Raw genomic sequence first — 22926 nt, 5'->3', positions numbered from 1 at the left:
CTTCAACCCCACACAAATCCACTGTGGGAGGGGGCTTGCTCCCGAAGGCGATGTGTCAGCCACCAGAGATGTCGATTGATCCAGCGCTTTCGGGAGCAAGCCCCCTCCCACACAGTTTTGTAGCCTCAACAATAAAAGATCCGAGGAAGCGTCATGAAATTTTCCCTGTTCATCCACATGGAACGCTGGGACGAAAGCGTCAGCCACCGCCAACTGTTCGAAGACCTGACCGAACTGACCCTGATGGCCGAGGCCGGCGGTTTCAGCACCGTGTGGATCGGCGAACATCACGCGATGGAATACACCATCTCGCCGAGCCCGATGCCACTGCTGGCCTACCTCGCCGCCAAAACCACCACCATCCACCTCGGCGCCGGCACCATCATCGCGCCGTTCTGGCACCCACTGCGGGTGGCCGGTGAATGCGCGCTGCTCGACGTCATCAGCAACGGACGTATGGAAGTTGGCCTGGCGCGTGGCGCCTATCAAGTCGAATTCGATCGCATGGCCGGCGGCATGCCCGCCTCCAGCGGCGGTCAGGCCCTGCGCGAAATGGTCCCGGTGGTCCGCGCCCTGTGGCAAGGCGACTACGCCCACGACGGCGACATCTGGAAATTCCCCACCTCCACCAGCGTGCCGAAGCCGATTCAGAAGCCTAACCCACCGATGTGGATCGCCGCCCGCGATCCGGATTCGCACAACTTCGCCGTGGCCAACGGCTGCAACGTGATGGTCACGCCATTGATGAAAGGTGACGAAGAAGTCGTCGACCTGAAGAACAAATTCCAGACCGCACTCGACAACAACCCCAACGTCCCGCGTCCACAACTGATGGTGCTGCGCCACACCCACGTGCATTCGGCTGACGATCCGGACGGCTGGAAAGTCGGCGCCAAAGCGATCTCACGGTTCTATCGCACCTTCGATGCGTGGTTTGGCAACAAGGAAGTACCGGTCAACGGCTTCCTCGCCCCAAGCCCGGAAGAGAAGTTTGCCGGACGTCCGGAGTTTGAACTGGAGAGCCTGCACAAGACGGCGATGATTGGTACGCCGGAAGAGATTATTCCGCGGATCAAGTATTACCAGGAACTGGGGGTGGATGAGTTTAGTTTCTGGTGTGATAACAGTCTGCCGCATGCGGAGAAGAAGAAATCGCTGGAGTTGTTTATCAGGGATGTGGTGCCGGCGTTTCGTTAAGTCATGCCGACCGCCAGCCCAAATAAAAAGCCCCAAGCAATTCGGGGCTTTTTATTTTAAATGGGGAAAATGCATATTCATGCCTGCGAACTCAACCACTTTTAAAGCAACATCAGACTCGCGCCAATAAACGGCGTGCACACTCGGACATTTCAGCGTTATCAACCTTGGCCAGCAATTGCAATTTTTCTCTAGCCTTATCGGTACCAATCTCGTGTAAAGCATAAATGCATTTCACACCCAGAGCATGCTCGGAAGCGATATACGGATAGCAGGTCAGCGCCGTCTTGAATAAATAGTCGACCGCACCAAGGTATCTGAAAACCTTTAATTCCCTTGCAATATTCTCGTGACTGATGTGCCAGTCTTCAACGAGTAAGCGGCATAACACATCCGCACAATCCTGAGTAAAACCGAACACCGCACCGAATATCAGCAAGCATTCCACACTGTCAGCGTCTTTCATCTCAAGCGCGGTTTCCAGTTCAGCACGCAGGTAATCTTCGGGAATTTCCCCACCCTTAAATAGAGACTCAAGAAAACAGTCTTTTGAGATCCGATGCGACATCAGATCAATCATCAAGTCCTGCTGTTGTTGATTCATAGCCCGCCTCCGAAAAACCGCTGTCATCGCCAGATTCATTCATATCCAGGGAAAATCAGGCGTAATTTCACAAACAACCCCAGCCGACACAAGAATATTTCTAGCCTGTAAAACCTCCTGCGCCTGACCGCTGAATACCAGAGCATCGCCTTGCTGGAGTGTAATCCTCGACAGTAAATAGTTTTGACCTGTCACCTCGGAGTCAGCATTCACCTGGGCATGATTCCGATAGTCGCCGCGACAGCGAACTTTATACTTGCATCTATCCAGCTGAATGCCGGAGATATTCGTTGTTATTACCGACCAGTAACACTGATCACAGCGGGCTCCCTGAGTAATACCTTCTTTGAGGACAATAAGATTGCCTCCGCACTGCTCGCACTTCACTCCACAGGATTTACTCATTAGCGGTAACCACAATCAACAACCCCAACGCTTGCTTCTTCATGTGGACCTGCAATAGCTATGCACCGTGCACTGGCTTGAAATTTTCAATCGTTTGGTTTTTTTGCTTCAGTACAGCCTCTACAAAATCGGCATCAAACTCTAGCAGAAACACGATAGCGTCGTAAATCTTCCATCGATGCACGTCGAAATGATCGATTATCGAGAGCAGATGCTCTTTTATAAGAGGTAGGTATTCTTGATATCCATTTCTCCTCGCAAGACCAAATGCACCAGTAATTTCAAATGGCCGACTACTCGCTAACACAATTATTTTCGAGATAAGTGGAAACACTTCAACTCTTGCGAGCTCCGCGTGGCCCCGATCGGCCATATTGGCATAATATTGAGTCAGTGCAAAAAGTATATGGCAATAAGTATCGTCATAACCGTGCAATCGATGGCTATACGTCCACTCAATACTTTCAGGCTTTTCCATGCACTTCTCGAGAGCCATCAAACCTCTTGGGTATCCCCAATTGGTCAAAAGCTTCGCAGCAAGAAACCGTTCATTATCGTCCTGAGTGCGACGAAGCAATTCCTCCACTGCGTCAACTCGCTCCTGAGGAATATCCTCTGGATCCAGGTCTCCGGCTTCTACAGCATAATCAGCGTATTCCGGAATATCGTTTAATAGCCTGTATGTTTTTGACTCCATAAAAGCTCCTTTATGACCTTATCTGGTCGCTCCAGATGCGAACCTTGACTGCATCGTCATCCTGCGAATCAACTTCATCACAGATCAAAAAATAAATCCGCTCCATTCCCGCCCCCCTCCTAAACGTGGCCTGTCCCCATTTACTCATACCTGCTTCAGGACTAGACATTTAGAGACATTTATAAGCGTGATCTATTCCCGTCTCCCCTTTCAATCCTCAATCTTTCTCTCACCTAATAACGAATCCACTTTCCGGTGGGGATTAATTCCGCGCCATCAGGATCAATTAAGTAAAGCCACTCTGGTTCATGCCCTACCGTGCCGATTAAAACACCTAGCGAATTTGGATGCTCGGGCATCGCACCTGAATGTATGGCACCTATATAACTGCTTCCACCATAAGGATTGTGCAGTTGAAAGCGCAATGCACCATCAACATCGTAGATCGCAGCATTGTGAGGAAACCCAAAGAACCAAGGTGATTCAGCAAAGTCAAACCTAGATGGTTTTTCATTAAACACGACCAGAACTCCGCTCCTATCTGGCAGTATGTATGGGATGCCTGCAGCAGAGAACAAAACTTCCGAGCCGCTATCAGAAACTATGTATTTTCTTATCTCCACAACCTTACTCACGCGCACATATTTAACTTGTGCCATTTCAACTTCAAATTCAGTTCTGCGCCCATGCCAATCGTAAAAACTCTCAAAGATCGTTCCATCACCATGTACCACCTCATTTCTTATACGCTCAACTAGATCAATCATTTCAACACCCTCAAACTATCAATATCAATAGTATAAAACTCGGGATTTGTACGAGGGGTTTTATCCATAAACGTAACTTGATGGGAGGTTAACGGGGACAGACCACATTTCCCGAGTACTTTCTAAACGTGGTCTGTCCCCATTTACCCAAAAAGCTCTGCATGACGGGGCGTCATCATCAGGCGCAAAGCCTCGGAGCGTGATCGCGGATCGGTAAGGCTTAAACCTTCTCCTTCTTTCGCCTTTTGATCTCCTCCATTTTTGCGAAAAATCCAGATACCGCTTCCACCAAAAAAACCGTAGATAAGCGAAAATCTCAAAGAAACCAACAGGTCCTCACCACTAAAACCCCAAACTCCAAGTTTACAATAGATAATAACCGCGCCTATCAAACTTCCAAGCAATCCGACGAGGTAAAAAAACACCACCGCCTTCAGAACCAGCACTGGGTATAAACGAAACCTGACCTTTATTGGAGTCATTTCTTATTACAGAAAGCGTTGACCTTGCCGATTACAACCTTCGGTAAAAATAAATCTGTGACAGGTTAACGGGGACAGATGAGGTTTAACGGGGACATTTTCGGAGTGCTTTCTAAACGTGGTCTATCCCCATTTACCTTCCCATTTCACCTTTACAAGGTCTGCCCCATTTAGCTCTCTTTTATTTAAACTAATAGCGAATCCACTTCCCTGTAGAAATTAATTCAGGGCTATCTGGATCAACCAAATAAAGCCACTCTGGGTCATGCCCTACGCTTCCTACCAAAACACCTAACGCATTTGGGTTTGTGGGCGTTGACGTATAGTGCACAGCACCAATATAGCTTCCCACACCATGAGCGCTTTTTAATTGGAAGCGTAAGGAACCATCAGAGTTGTAAATCGCCGCATTATTTGGACAGTTAAAAAACCAAGGAAATACAGACATGCCAAATTTTGATGGTACCTCATTGAAGACGACCAAAAACCCTGTTCTATCAGCAAGAATGTAAGGCATCTCACTGACGGGAATGCGTAGTTCCAGGCCGTTTTCAAAGGCCAAATATCGTTCAAATCGTACGACGGCGTGCTTTTGCGCATACAGCATTATATTTTTAGTATCTTCAAAACTGGTACATGCCCCGTTCCAGCTGACAAACTGCTCAAAAAGCAGTCCATCATCGAATTCCCACTTTGTTCTAATTTCACTAATCAACAGACTCACTGCAACGACCTCACCGACCCCATATTAACCTCGTACAACTCTGGATTAGTTCGGGGAGACTTATCCATAAATTTAACTTGATGTCCACCACCAGGCAAGCGAGCTTCCTTTTTCGCATTCCACATATCACCAACAGTTCCTTCACGAATCCCGACACCTGGCTTCACCGTAAATTCGACTTGGAATAATTGACCCTATTTGAACTCTTCAGAAACTGCAAGTTTATTTCGAACATCCGCCACAGATTTTATAGGAGTTTCTGTGGCCCAACCTCCAAGAAGGGAGGACGGGTTCTTGCCTTGCGAGTTAACGGGGACAGACCACATTTTCGGAGTGCTTTCTAAACGTGGTCTGTCCCCATTTACCCACCTTTTGTGCCGCCACCACTGTCGCCTTTTGCACCAACTAACCTAGATAAATTATGTCCATATCTCCTGGCCAGCGGAGGTAAGCCATACTACTCCAACCGGAACGGTAGTTAAAAACCAAAATCCAAAACCATCAAGTTCATCCTCCTCAGGGTGAACAGGCCATGCGAGTGCAATGATACTAATTTGCTCATCAATACTACCAGAGAGATAATTTCCATCTGATGCCAGCTTTAAATGCCCTTCGAGCATTAGACGCTTCAGTAATTCGAGAAAAATTTCCGCTCTTTCTTCATTACTTATTTTCAAGTGCGAAATTTCCACACTTAAGTGCTGCCAAATCGATCCAATTGATAGACCGAAGGAGCTACTTAGAATAGCTGAGTACAAAAAATCTATATTCATTTGAATTTAATCTCGATTCGTTTCCCAGCATTAATAGACGGATTTATTACATCTATGGTCCAAGCTGCGCCTGACTGTTGAGTTGAGTTCGAGAAATTCCTCAACGTAATTTTGCTACCTGCGTTAGCTCCAGAAGTAATCGTTGCAGCATAAACATCCCCTTTCCCGGGAATCGACTTTACGACTGGCATATATTCAGTTCCTGTCAACTGTCTAAAATAGCTCATTACATCTGATGTCGTAGTGCCAGAATAAACAGGCGCACCAACACTGAGATAAGGGTCAGCTTGGAGCGTCTTTCCTCCTATACTCAATTGAAAATCCTTTGGTTGAAGACTTGAATTATCGTACTGCGATGCAAGATCGCTAATTCGGTTGTCAGATTGCTGCTGTAGAATTGCCCCGGGCTGCTTACCTGTTAAATCAGGGCCTTTGGGGTTCTGCGCTATTCGGTCTAGTGCATCTTTCTCAGCATCAACTATCGAGCTACCTTTTGGGGGTTAACGGGGACAGACCACATTTTCGGAGTGCTTCTAAACGTGGTCTGTCCCCATTCACCCTCCATTTACCTCGCGTCACAGGCTTAGCCTAATTTTTTAGCAAACTTTCGGCCACAGCTCTATCAACATCTTTGAAGACAACTTCCAACTCGTGTCCATCGTCACCAATCCAATCAAGGACCGAGTCACGCAAAATCTCGAGGTATATCTTTAGGTCGTCTCTTGGCAATTCTGGCAGAGACTCATGCACAATGACGACTTTATGACACGGCATCCAACTGAGATCGCTTAAGCAGTCATACAAGGCATCCCAGTTGTATCCAAAGTACCCCGGTAACCAAAGTAGGTAATACAGCGATCTTATCAATTCCTCCGTAACCTGAATGGAGGGGTCAATCCGCACATAAAACACTTTCGCCGTGTTATATGAAGGCGGGGTTTCCACAAACGTGAATGGCAACATTTTGACAGACCTCAATTTTTTATTGGGATGAAGGTTTTGTAGTGGTCGGCGGTGTAATACATTTCGCCGCCTTTCCCTACGACTATTCGCTGAGGCCCAGGTCCTGCAATACCCGCTGATGGATGGACATACTCAGTGTAGTAACCGGCTGGTTTCTGCGGCAAATCCAATGCACGATTCTGGAATACAGAGCCATCCTTTCGATGAGGAAAAGGAGTTTAACGGGGACAGACCACATTTTCTGAGTGCTTTCTAAACGTGGTCTGTCCCCATTTACCCCTAGCTCAGCAGATCGTTCAGTACGCCTTGTTCCCCAACTGACACAAATCCGTTATCAGGATCGTCAAATTCACCAACCCGCATTATCAGCAGTCCTTTTCGCTCACCTACATAAGCACACAGCGTCTGATCTTCAGAGAGTCCGCCGCACCAACCAAGATCCAAGACGCACTCTATGTCAAAATTCTTGGGTAAAATAGCGATATAAGAACATCGTTCAGTTAAAAGAACTTCTATTGATTTACGATCCGAAAAATCGGACAAACACATAGCTCCAAAAAACCTTAACTTCCCATCACGCTCAACGATACGCTCTACCGAACGAGTAACCTGGGGCATTTCGATTCCTCGTGATTTCAAACCACCCCATAGTCCCAGGTACCTAACAAGTCTCGTGTTTGGTTGCCAAGCCGAATTACCTAATAGCAGCCAGAATGCATATTCCGGCATATTTTTAACGGCAGATTTACAAATAAAATCCAATACTACTACCGATGCTTCATAAGACTTTTCTGACACCGTAAGACTAGCCGCCGATAGCTTCAATTCACCATATTCTTTATCTTCATGCAGGTTGAATACCTCATTAGGAAGAGAAATATCAAATGTTCTTAAGATTTTAATTTTAGTAGCCATAGTGATTCCCGGCTTCGTCGTTGAAATGAGCCCCCCGATATTGCGTGATGGTTAACGGGGACAGACCACATTTTCGGAGTGCTTTCTAAACGTGGCCTGTCCCCATTTATCTACATAAACTTCCGATGCGACCATACGTACGATTTATATATTACACCTTTCATCAGCAGGCTTGCGCTGTTGGCATGATGAGGACTGACTAACAAATGAACATGATTAGTCATTGGGCACCGCGCATGAATATCACAATTACTTTTGGACGCCTGTTCGACCAAAAGCTCCATGTAAAAAAGGTAGTCTTCCTCGAAAAAAAACAAACGGATCTATTATTTCCTCGTTGAATCAAGTGCAGTGGCACGCCTGGCATCAATACTCGGGATCTACACGGCATAAATGAATCCTTTCAGTTGGTCTGAACTGAAAGCTTAGCGCGCTGTAAGATTCAAATGACGAAAAAATTTTACGTATTGTTTCAGCCAATTATATTAAACGTGGTCTGTCCCCATTTACCCCTCCCTTGCGACGGAAGTTCCCTGCGTATCTTTGAGGGGCGCTTATAAGGCCTGAGTTAACGGGGACAGACCACATTTTCGGAGTGTTTTCTAAACCTGGTCCGCCCCCCATTTACTCCAAATTGATCTGCCGCTTTTAAATTATCATAAAATCAACTATAAAGCCGATTAAAAATTGAATCCACCTCACAACTTCTAACAATCTGATCAGAAGTAAAATCCAATACATCCGATACGACCACAACCCCTCTTAGCTCTTCGGGGAAATCATCAATACTCGCATACACAGTTGGCATCAGGTAGCGGAAATAATCACCCATTTCAGTTTTCCCGCTATAACCAACAGGATAATCCTCACCTTGAACACTACCCTCCACTGCATGATAAACGTAAAAACCCTTTATCGAAGGAATCGAGCACTCTGATAACTTTTTATCAAATGCAGATCGCTGCGCAATAACTGATTCGACCTCTTTACGAGACTTATCGCCCCCAAATCTACAGATTGAATACAAATCAAGAATTGCAAGTCCTCTTTTGTTGTCTGGATAGCTGACAACCCCCGAAGACTCTTCCCACATATATTCATTTAACCGGTCAAGCTTCCCCTCTAACTCCGACACCTGTAGCAAAACCTTGGGAAGCTTTCCAAAACAGTTATTTACCATAACGGCTACCAATCCGTTTTTATCCATGGCAAACCACGTAATTATTTCGCCAAAACTCGGTTGCCAATCTATATCTAAAAACATCACTTTCTCTCCGGCCAAACAGCATTACAGTTCGGACACGTTTTAATAACTGCATCTCCGGTAACGGCACCATTTTCTCTAACAGTTCGAGGACGCAGCGCGCTAGTAAATTTCACTTCACCGGGATTTACACCCTGCCTCACTAGTTTGTCAACCGCTGAAACCTCTGCACAAGCACCAGCGACGTTTCGACATAGAGTCGTTATCTCGCCAATTTTCACACCAAGCTTTGACTCTAAATAGTCAACAGTACGAAAATCTAATTGATCAGCACTAATTTTTCCATTACTGCTTCCTACCGCGATTTTCCCCGTTACTGGGTCGTAGGCACTAATCATTGTTGCTATTTTAGAAGCTTGTGTATTGCTAGGGATCGCATTGATTGCGTCTAGCAACTCCTGTGTGGCACGTTCATAGAGTTTATCGTTTGCGGGAGCATGCAGTACAGTTCGATCAAAAGAACGTACTGTATCTGTAGCAAAAGAATGTTGAACAGATTCGGTGTTCGAACTGGCAGGGGGCGCGCTCGGTAATTTTGTAACAGAGATCCCAGCTCCAGCCACCCCAAGAGCTCCGATAGCGATATTTCCAGCGGCATTCCACAAGTCGCCATTAAATGCCTGATTCGCACCGACCCCCATCTGAAGCACACCGTTGGCCGCTGCAGCCAGGCGAATGCTCGTACCCAGCGGTCCCGTGAGCCCGTAGAGCGCCGGACTTCCCAGATTTGACAGACCCTGCTGTTCGTTATTGATGCGCAAATAGCCCTGCGCGTCTCTGTAAATCAGTTCGTTCTCGGTTTTCGGTCTAACCCATGCAAGTTGATCAAACCAGCCATCCAGTTGTCCGCGCATCGCATCGGCGGCAGCATTTTTTGCTTCGGTGGTACCCGCATACTGATAAACACCCGTAGTCGTTGGTCCCTCGCTAAACAGTTTGGAAACCACCTGTTTGACGGAGTCTTGGGTGGCGCCGGGCTTACTCAACATGTCCGCGGCATAAACCACCACATAGACTTTGAGCTCGGTGAGTTCTTCTGTCGTGAGCGAGCTTGGGTCAGATCGAAACTTGGCAAGCAAGTTGTTACTACGATGATCCGCGCCTTCGAGTTCCACGAGCTGTCTGGCCGGTTCAATCCCATTGGTCTCCTGGAACTTTTCCCTTGCTCTGTCTCGTTCGGCTTCGGAATGTTTGCCTAGAAAGTTGTACTGTGTTGCGTTCGCCGCGACCGCTGCGGCAGTGCCGGCGTCGCCACCAGACAACGTAGCGCCAAGCACACCAACAATTTGGGAAAGAGCAAGAATATTGGCCTGAGCTTGAATGTATTAAGGGGAACCCCGTACATAATTTGAGGGCAATAGCTTGTTGCCGAGCAGCCCTACTAGTATTTCATTGGCACCACCGGCAATGGCTCCCGTTCGGAAATCGCCACCCATCGCCTCGGCCAGCAAGCCACCCAAGCCACCCAAGCCAGCGTGCAGTGCAATTTTTGTCAGACTGATATCTGCTAAATGGTCACCGATCTTTCCGGCCCCTACCGCTCCGCCGATACTTGCTGCGGTTCCCGCGGCTGAACTGGCGAGATTGTCTTTCAGACTTCCGCCATAAACCGCTGTTTTGATCAGCGCATCCGCGCTGACCTTCATCGCTACAACCTTCAAACTCTCTGAATTGAAACCCATCGAACCGGGGTCGTAGTTAAGTCCCTGCGCCACTCCTGCAGTCGCAGCCGATACGGCGTAACTTTTAATAGCTTCTTTCGAGGTGACGTCTTTTAGAACAGCCCCGAGGTTGCCCCGATTGTTGATGGTGCTGACCGTCGCTGTCGTGGCTACATTGATCGCCACTGACTGCAACATCACGTTCATTCCAGCCATCATTGGCCCCATTACAGCAGCCAATGCGAATGCGATGATCAACTGCGATGCGGGCCCAAGCCCCGAGTTCTCGTACTTGAACGACTCGTGAATCTCCTTCACCAGCCGCCAATCAACATCCCCACGCGCCTCGGCATCCTTCAACCACGCCAACTGCGGATCAGCCTTGACCATCGCATCGATGGTCTGGCTGACGGACTGCTGGTTGACATCCTTGATGTCGATCTTCAGGCCATCGACCGCTTTGATCACGATGTTGCCCTTGGCAATCATCTGAGTCTGACGCAGGGTTTCATCGGTATTACCGCGACCTTTGGACGACACCCACGCGGCATTGTTGTTGGTCTTGGTGTGGCTTTCGTCATGGAGGTCTTTGACCCCTTCAAACGTAATCGCTCCACCGCTGTCCAGCCGGTGATGTTGATGTCGTTGGCCGCTTTGACGGTCAAGTCATTGGCCGACTCGATCCGCGCGGCGTTGTCGGCATAGTCATGATGCTGGGTGCCGAAGCGGGTGCTGTTGTCGGAGGAGGTGATGGTCCGTTCGTTGATCACATCCCCGGTGCGAGTCGTCAGGTTCACATCGCGCCCGGTGATGATGCCACCGGACTTGTTGACGATATTGTTGGTCGCCAATAGATCCAGCCGGTTACCAGCCTCGATCACTCCACTGTTGACCAGATCCTTGCCCGCCGTCGCCGACAGATTATCAGGGATCTGGGATCTATCAGGGACAGATGTATTTTCAACCTGCGAATTCAGCGTAGATAAAAATAAATCACTTCCCTTTTCCCTTTTCCCTTTTCCCTTTTCCTTACTTTTGCGCCTCTCAGTATGATTTCTTAATGCTCAGGGTCGGTCATTCACCTCTTTGAGATGGTCTCAATAAATGAGACCCGCACTTTCCTCAAATCCCACATAAGTTTCTAAATTCATCCAGCGACATAACTAAACCTGGATCAGTTTCTGGCAACAGCACGTCTTGGACTACTACAACCCGCCTCTCAAAATCAATCAAAACATCAAATAAATTAAAATTAAACTCGCGAATACACATAACACTACCGGGATCTTGCGCACTTAAAACCTCTCTGCGTAATAGCTCACGAGTACTTTCATTAAGCTCCTCACTTAAAAAACGCTGAAACAACTCACTCATCATCAAAGCCTCACAGTGGAAACGCGGTATGAATCACACCATCGCGCACATTAACCTTCAAAATACTAGTCGAATTACCTAGATTATCAGTACCAATTACTTTTCCGACATTGTATTCAATAGCGTAGCCCGTTGGCCCATTTTGAGAGACTTTACCGTATCTCAGCGCACTGTCGACATAAGCAGAAATATCCTTCATCGACGTTCCTTTGGAGAATTTGCTAACTTCCGAGAATCCTGTATCAGGCCCATGGCGGTACATTACGTGTTCAATCCCCGTCATAAGGCCACCTTTTTTATAGCTGAGGGCTCCCCAGGCCGCATCAATTTGACGAGGGCCTGGCAGGGCTTTAATCGTTTCTACCGCTTTTTCTGGCAGGCTACCCGCGACAGCCTCTTCCACATTCTTAACGATAACTGCGCCACCCGCTTCAAGACCCACCAGTCCTTGCAAAGTGTTACCAAAGTGTCTGACCGCCTGGCCCAGGTTGAGTATCGAAAAAGCCAGTGTAAACTTCTGTTCGGTGTCGAGTCTCGATGCCTCCGACTCTGTCGGGCTGTAAAGGGTGTCTCTATACCCGGGAATTCTTGAAAATATGAAATCATCCAAGAATGCAATCGCCTCAGGCTTCACGCTATCAATCCCAGCACCGTGCAAGCCCTCGACGCGCATCGCGTCAACAACGTCCTCGATTGTCAGTCCTGAAACATCAACACCAACGTCACAGCTACCTGGATTTGAATTGCAGAAACCCAATGCCTGTTTCGCGAGATCCCGCGCTGCTCCCTCGTGCAAATCGTGGTTGTACCGCGTTGCATTTCCCGCGATATCGGCACCCAGTTGGAAGTCCCCCCCAACAGCTGCCGCCCCAACTAGACCAGTAAGCTGCGAAAGCATTTGATGCAGTTCTTTGTTATCGCCTACGAAATCAACAAGAACATTCATAGCCGCTTCGTTCAACCCGGCAGCCGCCGCACCGGTAGCAAAATCCCCGCCCATTGCCTCGGAAAGCAAGCCACCCATCAGCGCATGCGCTACAACTTTCTCAACACTGCCTTCCGGGAACTTGATTGTGTTGTCACCAACCCAATTGAACCCGGTGGCCATGGCGACACTACCCGCCCCACCCAGCAACGCCGCACCAAAATTGTCACCAAAACTACCTCCACCAATGGTGGTGGAAATGCCACTGGAAATGATCGCCCGGCCTGTCGTGCGGATTGCGACGTCGGTAAAGTTGCTGCTGGTCAGGATATTTGCTGTTTTACTGGTTCCACCCGCAAACCAATTCGCGTCCGCGTAGTTCAGCACGCCGGCCGTAAAGCCGGCGATGGCCGCACTCTTGAGGCTGTCAGCGCTGAACGTCTCCTTGAAAGCAGCGCCCAGGTTGCCCTTGTTGTTGATCGTGCTGGTCACGGCGGTGGTCGCCAGAGAGGTGGCAATTACACCGCCGGCACCGCCGCTGACCAAGGCCAATCCTCCGGGGCCCATCACGAACGACATCATGATCGCAATTACGATTTGTGCTGCCGGACCAACTCCCGAGTTCTCGTACTTGAACGACTCGTGAATCTCCTTCACAAGCCGCCAATCCACATCCCCGCGCGCCTCGGCATCCTTCAACCACGCCAACTGCGGATCAGCCTTAACCATCGCATCGATGGTCTGGCTGACGGACTGCTGGTTGACATCCTTGATGTCGATCTTCAGGCCATCGACCGCTTTGATCACGATGTTGCCCTTGGCAATCATCTGGGTCTGACGCAGGGTTTCATCGGTATTACCGCGACCTTTGGACGACACCCACGCGGCATTGTTGTTGGTCTTGGTATGGCTTTCGTCATGGAGGTCTTTGACCCCTTCAAACGTAATCGCTCCACCGCTGTCCAGCGTGATGTTGTTTCCACTTTCCAGCTTGGCAACCTGGTAGAGCTGATCGCCTTTGCTGGACAGCGTCAGATCGCCGCCAGCCTTGATCTCGGAGCCGATATGCTTGATATCGGTCACCTCGTCCCGCTTCATTTTGAGCTTACCGAAGCTGCCCTTTTTCTTTTTGTCGTAAAGCGAATAGTCGGAATCCTGCAACGCCAGAATCTGGAGATTATCCCCCGCGACCAGATAGGCTTCGTCACCAGCGGTAACCCTGCTGGATGCCACACTGAGGTCTTTACCTGCATCAAGTCTGACATCGCCTCCCGCCGTGATGCCGGACATGACCTGGCTGACATGGTCTTCCTGACGAGTCAGTTTCTTGCTCTTGGACAGGGAATGTTCTTCATCCGCCGCTGAGCTGATCAGGATGTTGTCAGTGGCTGACATCGCCACGTCGCGCTTGGCGTCAATCTGACTCGCGATAACACTGATATCGCGTTTGGCATCAGCCTTGAAGTCACGTCCAGCATCAATGTCAGCACCCAGTTGGGTGATGTCGCTGCTGTTGTGCCGATCGTCATGGAACACGCTGTTGGTGACTTGCACCGACGACACGTTAATGTCGCGCCCGGCGTTCAGGACCATGTCCTGGCCGCTTTTCATCACGCCACCGGTGATGTTGATGTCGTTGGCCGCTTTGACGGTCAGGTCATTGGCCGCCTCGATCCGCGCCGCGTTATCGGCATAGTCATGATGCTGGGTGCCGAAGCGGGTGCTGTTGTCGGAGGAGGTGATGGTGCGTTCGTTGATCACATCCCCGGTGCGAGTCGTCAGGTTCACGTCGCGCCCGGTGATGATCCCGCCAGACTTGTTGACGATATTGTTGGTCGCCAACAGATCCAGTCGGTTGCCCGCCTCGATCACGCCATTGTTGACCAGATCCTTGCCCGCCGTCGCCGACAGATTATTCGTCGCCTTCAACGTCCCGACGTTGTCCAGGTTCTCACCGGCAATCAATGTCACATCGTTACCGGCAATCAACGCACCGGTCGGGCCGAGGCGACCATTGGCCTGCGCCAGATAAACCACCGGCACCAGCACTTTTTCGCCGTTCACTTCGTGCTCTTCGAGCCAGACGATGTCGTGCGTCAGCGCGGCAACTTGCTGCGAGGTGAGGCCGACGCCTACCGACAGGTTGAGGGCGTGCTTGCTGGCGATGGCGTTGTTCATCAGGTACTTGAACATGCCCTCGTTGGAGGTCTGGCCGTCGATGAACGCCTGGCCGGTGCGGGCGGTCACGGCTTGCTGGATCAGGCGTTGTTCGTAGAGGCCGTCGCCGAGACGCTTGGCGCTCTGGTCAGGGTCGTAGCCGAGTTTTTCCAGCAGGTAGTCGGAGCTCATGAACGACTTGAGGTCGGTCAGCACCGGGTTGGTTTCGATCAGGTATTTGTGCGCGTTGGACGGCGCCTTGGTGTCCGGCAGACCGGTGACGCGGGTCACCGGACGTGTGTCGATCGACTCCATGGCGTCGTTGCCGCGGTCTTTCATGCCCGGGCCGGCGGGTTTCACCGGCACGTTGACGTCGACCGTGCTGGCGACGGCCTGCACGATGCTCGGGGTGCGGTGGAACGTATCCACTGCGCGTGTGCTGTCGGAGACTGCAGGCGGGGCGTCAACGAAAAGGTTGCGCGGGCCACCACTGCTTCCGGCTACTACGTGTGCCTCGGTAGTGACGGTTTGCCCACCTACGGTCCAGGTTGGCGCCGGGCCGGTCGCGGCGACTGGCGCGGTATCAGCGGCGCCCTGACCGCTCAAGCGGAACAGACCGTTTTCCCCGGTTGGCAGGGAGAAGCCAGGCAGGGACAGCGGGTTGACTTGCTGCTGGGCGAGGTCCGGCGGCAGTTGGCTGTTGATGCGGATGATGGCGGTGCTGCTGCTGACTTTGGTATCGGCAACTTTATTGGTGCCACCAGTGGAACCGTAGTCCTGATGGATAACGCTGTTTTCCAGGGTTTTGGCGGCCGTGATCGAGACATTGCCGCCTGCCTGGATAACTGCGTTGCGACCGGTAACGGTGCTTGTGGCACCCGTGCTGTCGACGGCGACCTCTGTTGTTCTGTCCGGGGTGAGCTGACTCAGCTGGCTCGGCAGTGCTACCAGGTTATTCGGGTCGTATAGCGAATGCGTTGCTTTTTCGAAGCCATACTTGAGCCCGGACAGGCCTGCCCCATACTTGCGCGCACTGACGTCTTCGCCCGTTACGGAGTCTAAAAGCGCGACCCATTCGAAGTATTGTCCAAGTTCTCCACCCTGAGAGAACTCGGTCGATTCGGGTTTCGCTTTGCGGATCTCGTCCTGTGGAGCAACGTAATAAACAGTTGGAAAATCCGGATTGTTCCGTTGGTTGTAAGGCATCACAACGTTGTTGAAAAACCGCTCGGTTCCTCCATCGGTCAAGCCGAAGGAGTAATAGCGGGTAACTTCGATGGTTCCGGTTTTTGCACCAATGTTCTTGAGACTGTCAGCGGTGATATTGATATTGCCACTCGCTGCCACCGTACTTTTGCTGTTGAGAAACGTACCGCCCTGGAACACGAAATCCTTACCGGCATTGATCACCGCAGATTGGGTGCTATCGCTGTCAGTGCTTTGATAGGTCTCGCGAGCAGCGATAAACAGGCTGTAGTTATCCCCGACGCAGTCGCCACAGCTGCCTGCAATAAACCCCGAGATCAGCTTCCGATCACCCGACATCACCGGGCCTTCGGTACGGTTCTCGAAAACATCGGCATTGATCGCGAACCCGCCACCGCTCTCCATTGACCCGGAGATGTTGTAGACCCCAGCAGCCCGCGCGGCGCCGCCGTAACCCTTGATGGTCACATTCCCCAACCCGTAGAAATCACCGTGCTGGTTGGTCAGATTGCCCACACTGAGCGTCATGTCGTTGCCGCTGAAAATCAGCCCGCGATCATTGAGCAACGAAGGTGTGTTGATGTTCAGGTTCTGCGCCGCACCGAGGGTGCCGTAGTTGGTCACACTACCGGCATTGACGGTCAGGTCTTCACTGGAAGTGATGCGCCCGGCGTTGATGAGTGCCCCACCCACACTGATGGTCGAGGTCGCACCCGCAGCAAAACTGCCGCCCGCGCCGATGTTCATCTGTGCTGCAGAGAGGTAAGTGCCGCGCTGACTCGACAGCCGGCCATTGCCGCTGTAGCCGCCGCTCAACTGCATATCGATCAAGCCATCACTGGCGATCAAGCCGTCGTTGGTCCAGTTGCCGCCCCGCAGCTGTAATACATCCGAGGCGAGCAACTTGCCGTTGGCACTCTGGCTGAATTGCCGGACATTGACGTTCAAGGTTCCGGCCTGAATCACGCTGGAGTTGTTCCAGGTATCAGCATTGAGTTCCAGCAACCCACCGGTGGTGATGCTGCCACCCGCACCGATCACATTGACCGTGGAAATTTCGAACTTGCCGCGGCCGACGTGGTTGAGTTGCCCGCCGTCATTGAGGAAGCTTCCGACGTTGACAGTCATGTCGGTGTTGGCGGTTTCCAGCACGCCGTTACGGTTGTCGAGCTGGCCGCCGATCTGCAAATCGGTCTTGCCCCAGTTGCCCAGCGAACGCAGACGACCATTCTGGTTGTTGACGCTGGCCGCCCTGACGGCGAGTTGCGTGTTGCTTTCAATGACGCCCGCAACGTTGCTCAGCGCGCCGCTGAGGCCGAAGTCGATGCGCTCACCGGCAATCTGCCCGGCGCCGTTGTCCAGATTGGTGCCGCTGACGCTCACCAGACCTTTGGCATAAAGCACACCGTTGCGGTTATCGAATCCGGCCGTGGTGATGTTCGCGTCTGTCGCTTGCGCGGAGATGCGTCCGCCGTTGTTGTCCAGCCCGGCCAGTGCCGACAGCTTCAGACCCTGTGCCTGAATGATGCCGCCCTGACGGTTGTTGTTGAGGTCGTAGCCATTGCGCAGCACACCTACCGTGCGCGCTTCGAGCGCGCCCTTGATGCTGGACAGAGTCCCGCCACGGTTATCGATATTGGCGGCGTTGATGCTCACATCACCGTTTTGTGCGATGACCTTGCCGCTCTGGTTGTCGAGGTCGCCGCTGACATCCAGGGTCAGGCCGTTTTCGCTTTGCAGCGCACCCTTGCCGTTGTTCAGGCTCGCCGCCTTCAGTTGCAGCGCTGAGTTCTGGCTGTAGATCAAACCATCAGCGTTGTTGCGCACTGCGCCGCTGGCGGTGATCTGTAGCAGATCATTGGCGGCGATGGTGCCCTTGTTGCTGTTGTCCAGCGTGCCGGTCGACAGGTTCAGATTCTTCTGGCTGGCGAGTTGGCCGTTCTGGTTGCTCAGATCAGTCACGCCCTTGATCAGCACGGGGCCCGCGCCAGCCAGTCGGCCACCGTTGTTGTTGAGGTCGCCGCTGAGGTTGAGGGTGATCGCGTCGTTGCTGGCGATCTGGCCGCCACTGTTGTCCAGTCGCGAAACCGTGGCGGTGATCGCCTGCTGCGCATTGATCGCGCCGCCGACGTTGGTCAGCGCCCCGTTCAGCGTGAGGACCTGCCCTGCTCCGCTGCTCAAAATACCTTTGTTGCTGTTATCGAGGCTGCCGGCCTTGACGGTCAGGCTGCCTTCGGCAACCAATGCACCGGCACCGCTGTTGAGCAATGCGTCTTTGAGCTCGACCGCGACATCGCCGAGCTTGCTCGAGAGTGTGCCGCTGTCGCGGTTGTCGAGGCTGTTGCCGCTGACGCTCAACTCTTGCCAGCCGGACAGCAAGCCTTTCTGGTTGGTGATCGAGGTGCCACGCAGCAAGAGTTTTTCGCCGCTGATCAACTTGCCGGCGTTGTTATTCACGGCACGAGCGATGACGTCAAAACTCAGGTTGCTGGAGATCTCACCGCGCTGGTTGTTCAGGTCGCGCAGACGCTTGAGGGTCAGCGGGCCTTTGGCGGTGAGCAGACCGTTCTGGTTATCGAGGTCACCGTTGGCCAGCTCCAGCGTGACGGCTTGGTCGCCCAACAGGCGGCCGCCGTTCTGGGTCAACGAAGTCAGGGTCAGATCGATGTCACCCGCGGCGGAGACTTCACCGCCATTGCTGGAGTCGAGACTGGTCGCGGTCAGCGTCAGGTTGCCCTTGCTGTTGATCAACCCCTTGTCGCGGTTGTTCAGCGCCATCGCATTGAGCGTGACCGCGCTGACACCCAGCAGCGTGCCGCTCTGGTTGTTCAGATCGGCGCTGCCGATGTTCAGCGCCTGCGCGGCACTGATCAGGCCGCTGGCAGCGTTGCGCAACAGGCCATCGACCGTAAGTTCAAGATCGCCACGGCTGACCAGGCTGCCACCGCTGTTGTTCAGGCTGCCTGCCCGCCCATCAATCGACGCCGCGCCGATCAGGCCCTTGACGTTATCCAGCGCGTTGGCAATGCGCAGGGTCAGGCCCTGATTGCTCAGGAGTTTGCCGTTGCTGTTGTCCAGGCTTTGCGCGGTCAGGGTGAACGCTTCAGTGCTGGAGATCGTGCCGCCCTGGTTGTTGACGCCGTTGAGTTGCTTGAGCAGCAGAGTGCCGGGCGCGCTGATCACGCCGTTGATGTTGTTCAACTGGCCGTGGTTCAGGTCCAGGCTAAGGCGCGTGTTGCTGAGCAGCTTGCCGCCCTGTTGATCGAAGCCGGTCACCGACGCGGTGAGTACGCCCTGGCTGCCGATGCTGCCGGCATCGCTGTTGGTCACCTGGCCGGCGACGAGATCGAGCGTGTCGGCGCTGCTCAGCGAACCGCTGCTGTTATCGAAGTCACCGGTCGTGACCGTGACCGCGCCTTTGCCGCTGAGCGTGCCCTTCTGCCGGTTATCCAGGCCGGTACTTTTCAGCACGAGGGCGCCATCGGTGACGATCCGCCCGCCCTGGTTATCGACCTTGCCAGTGCTGTCGAGGATGAGATCTGCAGCGCTGGACAGGCTGCCACCGGTATTGCTTAGTTGCGCAGTATTGACGGTCAGCGCGCCTTCGCTGCTGACTTTGCCGAGGTGGTTGGTGAAGTCGCCGCTGAGGTTCAGCAGCATGTCCTGCTGGCTGAGCAATTCTCCGCTGCTGTTGTCCAGCGTACGACCTTGCAGCTTCAGCAGCGTGCCCGTATCGATCAGGCCTTTGTTGCGGTTGAGCAACTGATCGACCGTGAGCGTCAGTGCGTTGCTGGTGAAGACCTTGCCGCCATCGCTGTTATCGAGTTTTTTACCGGTCAGCAGCAGATCGCTGTTGGTGGTGATTTCGCCGCCACGGTTGTCCAGCGCATCGACCGTCAGGGTCATGGCTTTGGTCGAACCGAGCAAGCCACCCTGGCGGTTGTCGAGGGTCTCGGCGCTCAGTTTGAGCATACCGGTGGCGATCAGTTTACCGTTCTGGTTGTTCAGGTTTTTGACCTGAACACTGGCATCGGACTTGCCGGCAATGCTGCCCTGCTGGTTGATCAGCGTATCAGCGGTCAGCGTCAGTTCACCGTCGGCGATGAGTGTGCCGGACTGGTTGTTCAAGGTCTTGTCGGTGGTCAGCACCAGGGGGCCACGACTGCTGATCAAGCCATCCTGGTTGTCGAGGCTCACGGAATGGCTGTCGAGTGCCGCCGCAGAAATAACACCTTTGAGGTTATTCAGGGCTTGAGCAATGCGCAGCGTCAGCCCTTGCTGGCTGATCAGCTTGCCGTTGCTGTTGTCCAGCTCATTGGCGGCGAGGGTGAATGCTTGCTGGCTGGAGATCTCGCCGCTCTGGTTGTTCACGCCATTGAGGTTTTTCAGCAGCAGCGTGCCGGGCGCGTTGATCAGACCGTTCTGGTTGTTCAATTGGCCGTGGTTCAAATCAAGGGTCAGGTCGGATTTGCTGAACAGCTCGCCACCCTGCTGATCCAGCCCGGTGACCGATACGTTCAACGCTTGCTGGCTAGCAATCCGGCCAGTGGCGTTGTTGACCTGAGCGGCCTTGAGCGTCAGAGACGCTTCACTGGTGAGTTTGCCGCCCAGGCTGTTATCGAAGTCACCGGTATCGACATGACTGGCGCCTTTGGCGCTGATCAAACCTTTCTGGCTGTTATCGAGGCTGGCGCTGGTCAGGGTCAAGGAGCTGTCGGTGTTGATCGAACCCGCCCGATTGAGCACCGCGCCACGACTGGTTACCGACAATACGCCGGCTGTGCTCAGGCTACCGGCGCTGTTGTCGAACCGGCCAAGATTGGCCGTCAGCGTGCCCTCGCTGCTGATAGTGCCCTGCGCGTTGATCAAGGCATCGTCGAGGGTAATCACCAGACCGTTGAGACTGTTGAAGCGACCGCCGCTGTTATCCAGGCTGCCGCCGGTCAGCGTGGTTGCGCCCTTGGCGTTGATCAGGCCTTGATTCAGGTTGATCAGTTTCGCCACGGCGAGGCCCAGCTCGGTGCCGGCCAGCAGCTTGCCGCTGTCGCTGTTGTCCAGGCGCTGGCCCTTGATGTTCAACAGCAGACTGCTGGAGATTTCGCCGTTGCGGTTGTCGATGTCGTCGACAATCAGGCTCAGCGCTTTTGTGGTGCCGACCAGACCGCCATTGCGGTTGTCGAGCGTCTTGCCGGTCAGGCTCAGATTGCCCTGAGCGACCAGCGCACCACCCTGCTGTTGCAGCAACCCTATGGCCGCAGTCAGATCACCTTGGCTGGAGATCCGACCTGCGGCGTTTTGCACTTCGCCCGCGTTGAGGCTGACTGGACCGACCGCACTGATGAGTCCGCCGCTGTTGTCCAGACGTGTACCGGCGTAAGCGATACCGGACTTGCCGGTGATCTGGCCTTTGTCGCGGTTGTCCAGGCGATCGACGTTGAGCGTCAGTTGCTGATCAGCCTGGATCACGCCTGTGCGGTTGTCTGCCGTATCGCTGCGCAGTGCCAGTGTGGTTTTGCCGATGACTTTGCCGTCGCGGTTGTCGAGGCTGCCGGCTTGCGCATTGATGGCGCCCTTGGCGGTGATCTCGCCTTTGTTGCGGTTGTCGAGTGCGCCGCGCAGACGCACGGCCAGGCTACCGTCGCTGACCAGCACACCGCCATCGCGGTTATCCAGGCTGGCCGCCTGCAGACTCACCAACTGGCCGGAGCCGAGCACGCCGTCACGGTTGTCCAGCGCGCCGCTGAGGTCGATATTCAGCCCCAGATCGCCGAGGATCTGACCGCTGCGGTTGTTCACCGTTGCCGCGTTGAGCCGGGTGACGCCGTTGCTGGAAAACTCGCCGTTGCTGTTGTCCATCTGACCGAAACTACCGGTCAGATTGCCCGAGCTATGGATCACCCCTTGAGTGTTGAATAGCTGATTGGCGGTGACGTTCAGCGTCGCGTTGCCGAGCACGCGGCCGCTGTTGCGGTTGTCCAGCGTGCCCGCCGTGACCGCCGTGGTTTGTCCGCTGAGCGTACCGCCCTGGTTGCTCAGGGTTTGCGCGGCGCTGACGGTGAGATTGCGGCCGGCGATGAGGCTTTTGCCAGTGTTGTCGAGGTTTTGCGCACTCAGGCTCAGATCACCGTTGGCGTTACGGCTGCCGTCGGCGTTGACCCCGGCCTCGATGACTCCGGCGTTGGTCAGCTGACCGCCGGCACTGAGGTTGATACTGTCGCGGGCAGCCAGGGTCTGGCGGTTGGTCAGATTGCCTTGGGTCTGCACGTTCAATGTCGTGCCGGCATACACCGGCCCGCGCGCATCGAGACTGGCCGCCTTGACGTTGACCGCACCGGTCGCCGAGGTATCAACCAGGCTCAATTGACCATTGGCATCAAGCTGAATATCGCCACCGCTGGCGATCAGTTTACCGTCGAGCTTCACCCCGACACCGGCCTCGGTGCCCACCAGTTTGATCGCTCCCGCATACATGCCGCCGAGTGCCGAAGAGTCGATTGCCAGTTGCGGTTTGGCGCTGCCGTCATCGGCGCGGGCCGTGGCGTTCAAGGTCTGTGCGTTGACGTCGTTGCGCCCGGCAACGATGGTCAGGTTCTGCGCCTGGAGCTCAGCGTTGATTTTGGCGCTACGGGTGATGATTTCGAAGCGGTCGACGTTGGTCGCGTTAAGCCCGGTGCCTTCGATGGCAACAGAACCCTGATCAACCTGAAAACGATCCAGCCGCCCCGCGCCATCCAGCACCGGTTTGCCGGTGGTCAGCGTCACGCGCGGCGCGTTGATGAAGCCGCAACCATTACAGGTGATGCCATACGGGT

13 protein-coding genes and 1 pseudogene are annotated in these 22926 nt (G+C 53.3%); 1 reads left to right on the top strand and 13 read right to left on the bottom strand.

Features of this window, described 5'->3' with window-relative positions:
- Positions 1-153 precede the first annotated feature (153 nt).
- Positions 154-1197: an LLM class flavin-dependent oxidoreductase gene (locus QMX91_RS08520; protein WP_139054800.1), complete on the top strand. Its 1044-nt coding sequence runs from the start codon at positions 154-156 to the stop codon at positions 1195-1197.
- Positions 1198-1309: 112 nt separating this feature from the next.
- Here QMX91_RS08520 and QMX91_RS08515 read toward each other — a convergent pair whose 3' ends face one another.
- The 13 genes and pseudogenes from QMX91_RS08515 to QMX91_RS08455 form a co-directional block, all read right to left on the bottom strand.
- On the bottom strand, positions 1310-1801 hold the full coding sequence (locus QMX91_RS08515; protein WP_282412549.1) for a hypothetical protein: 492 nt from the start codon (positions 1799-1801) through the stop codon (positions 1310-1312).
- 463 nt (positions 1802-2264) lie between these two features.
- Positions 2265-2903 (bottom strand): hypothetical protein, encoded by a 639-nt coding sequence (locus QMX91_RS08510; RefSeq protein WP_135296002.1) that lies wholly within the window; start codon positions 2901-2903, stop codon positions 2265-2267.
- A 233-nt stretch (positions 2904-3136) separates the two neighbouring features.
- Positions 3137-3670, bottom strand: a complete 534-nt coding sequence (locus tag QMX91_RS08505; protein ID WP_282412548.1) for a hypothetical protein — start codon at positions 3668-3670, stop codon at positions 3137-3139.
- A 143-nt stretch (positions 3671-3813) separates the two neighbouring features.
- The gene (locus QMX91_RS08500; RefSeq protein WP_096797206.1) at positions 3814-4152 is read right to left on the bottom strand and encodes a hypothetical protein; all 339 of its coding nucleotides are present in this window, start codon (positions 4150-4152) and stop codon (positions 3814-3816) included.
- Positions 4153-4342: 190 nt separating this feature from the next.
- Positions 4343-4876 (bottom strand): hypothetical protein, encoded by a 534-nt coding sequence (locus tag QMX91_RS08495; protein ID WP_127646174.1) that lies wholly within the window; start codon positions 4874-4876, stop codon positions 4343-4345.
- A 419-nt stretch (positions 4877-5295) separates the two neighbouring features.
- On the bottom strand, positions 5296-5649 hold the full coding sequence (locus tag QMX91_RS08490) for a DUF596 domain-containing protein (RefSeq protein ID WP_096797205.1): 354 nt from the start codon (positions 5647-5649) through the stop codon (positions 5296-5298).
- Between the two features lie 588 nt (positions 5650-6237).
- Positions 6238-6612: a barstar family protein gene (locus QMX91_RS08485; RefSeq protein WP_223008869.1), complete on the bottom strand. Its 375-nt coding sequence runs from the start codon at positions 6610-6612 to the stop codon at positions 6238-6240.
- Positions 6613-6891: 279 nt separating this feature from the next.
- Positions 6892-7527 carry a hypothetical protein gene (locus QMX91_RS08480; RefSeq protein ID WP_282412547.1) on the bottom strand — a complete coding sequence of 212 codons (636 nt, stop codon included), beginning with the start codon at positions 7525-7527 and terminating at the stop codon, positions 6892-6894.
- 110 nt (positions 7528-7637) lie between these two features.
- A complete protein-coding gene (locus QMX91_RS08475; protein WP_282412546.1) occupies positions 7638-7811 on the bottom strand; it encodes a transposase in 174 nt (57 codons plus the stop codon).
- A gap of 380 nt (positions 7812-8191) precedes the next feature.
- Positions 8192-8791 carry a hypothetical protein gene (locus QMX91_RS08470; protein ID WP_282412545.1) on the bottom strand — a complete coding sequence of 200 codons (600 nt, stop codon included), beginning with the start codon at positions 8789-8791 and terminating at the stop codon, positions 8192-8194.
- Positions 8791-11378 (bottom strand): annotated as a pseudogene (locus QMX91_RS08465) (DUF637 domain-containing protein); the annotation flags it as partial. The gene QMX91_RS08470 and the pseudogene QMX91_RS08465, both read right to left, overlap by 1 nt.
- A gap of 196 nt (positions 11379-11574) precedes the next feature.
- A complete protein-coding gene (locus QMX91_RS08460) occupies positions 11575-11826 on the bottom strand; it encodes a hypothetical protein (protein ID WP_282412544.1) in 252 nt (83 codons plus the stop codon).
- Positions 11827-11836: 10 nt separating this feature from the next.
- Positions 11837-22926, bottom strand: an 11090-nt coding sequence (locus tag QMX91_RS08455) for a DUF637 domain-containing protein (protein ID WP_349016826.1), incomplete at its 5' end; no start/stop codon positions are given.

Origin of the sequence: Pseudomonas sp. PS01299 (assembly GCF_029960145.1) — a bacterium.
GTDB lineage: Bacteria > Pseudomonadota > Gammaproteobacteria > Pseudomonadales > Pseudomonadaceae > Aquipseudomonas > Aquipseudomonas putida_A.
The sequence above is the reverse complement of the archived record's forward strand: the minus strand, read 5'-3'. Positions and strand labels throughout refer to the sequence as shown.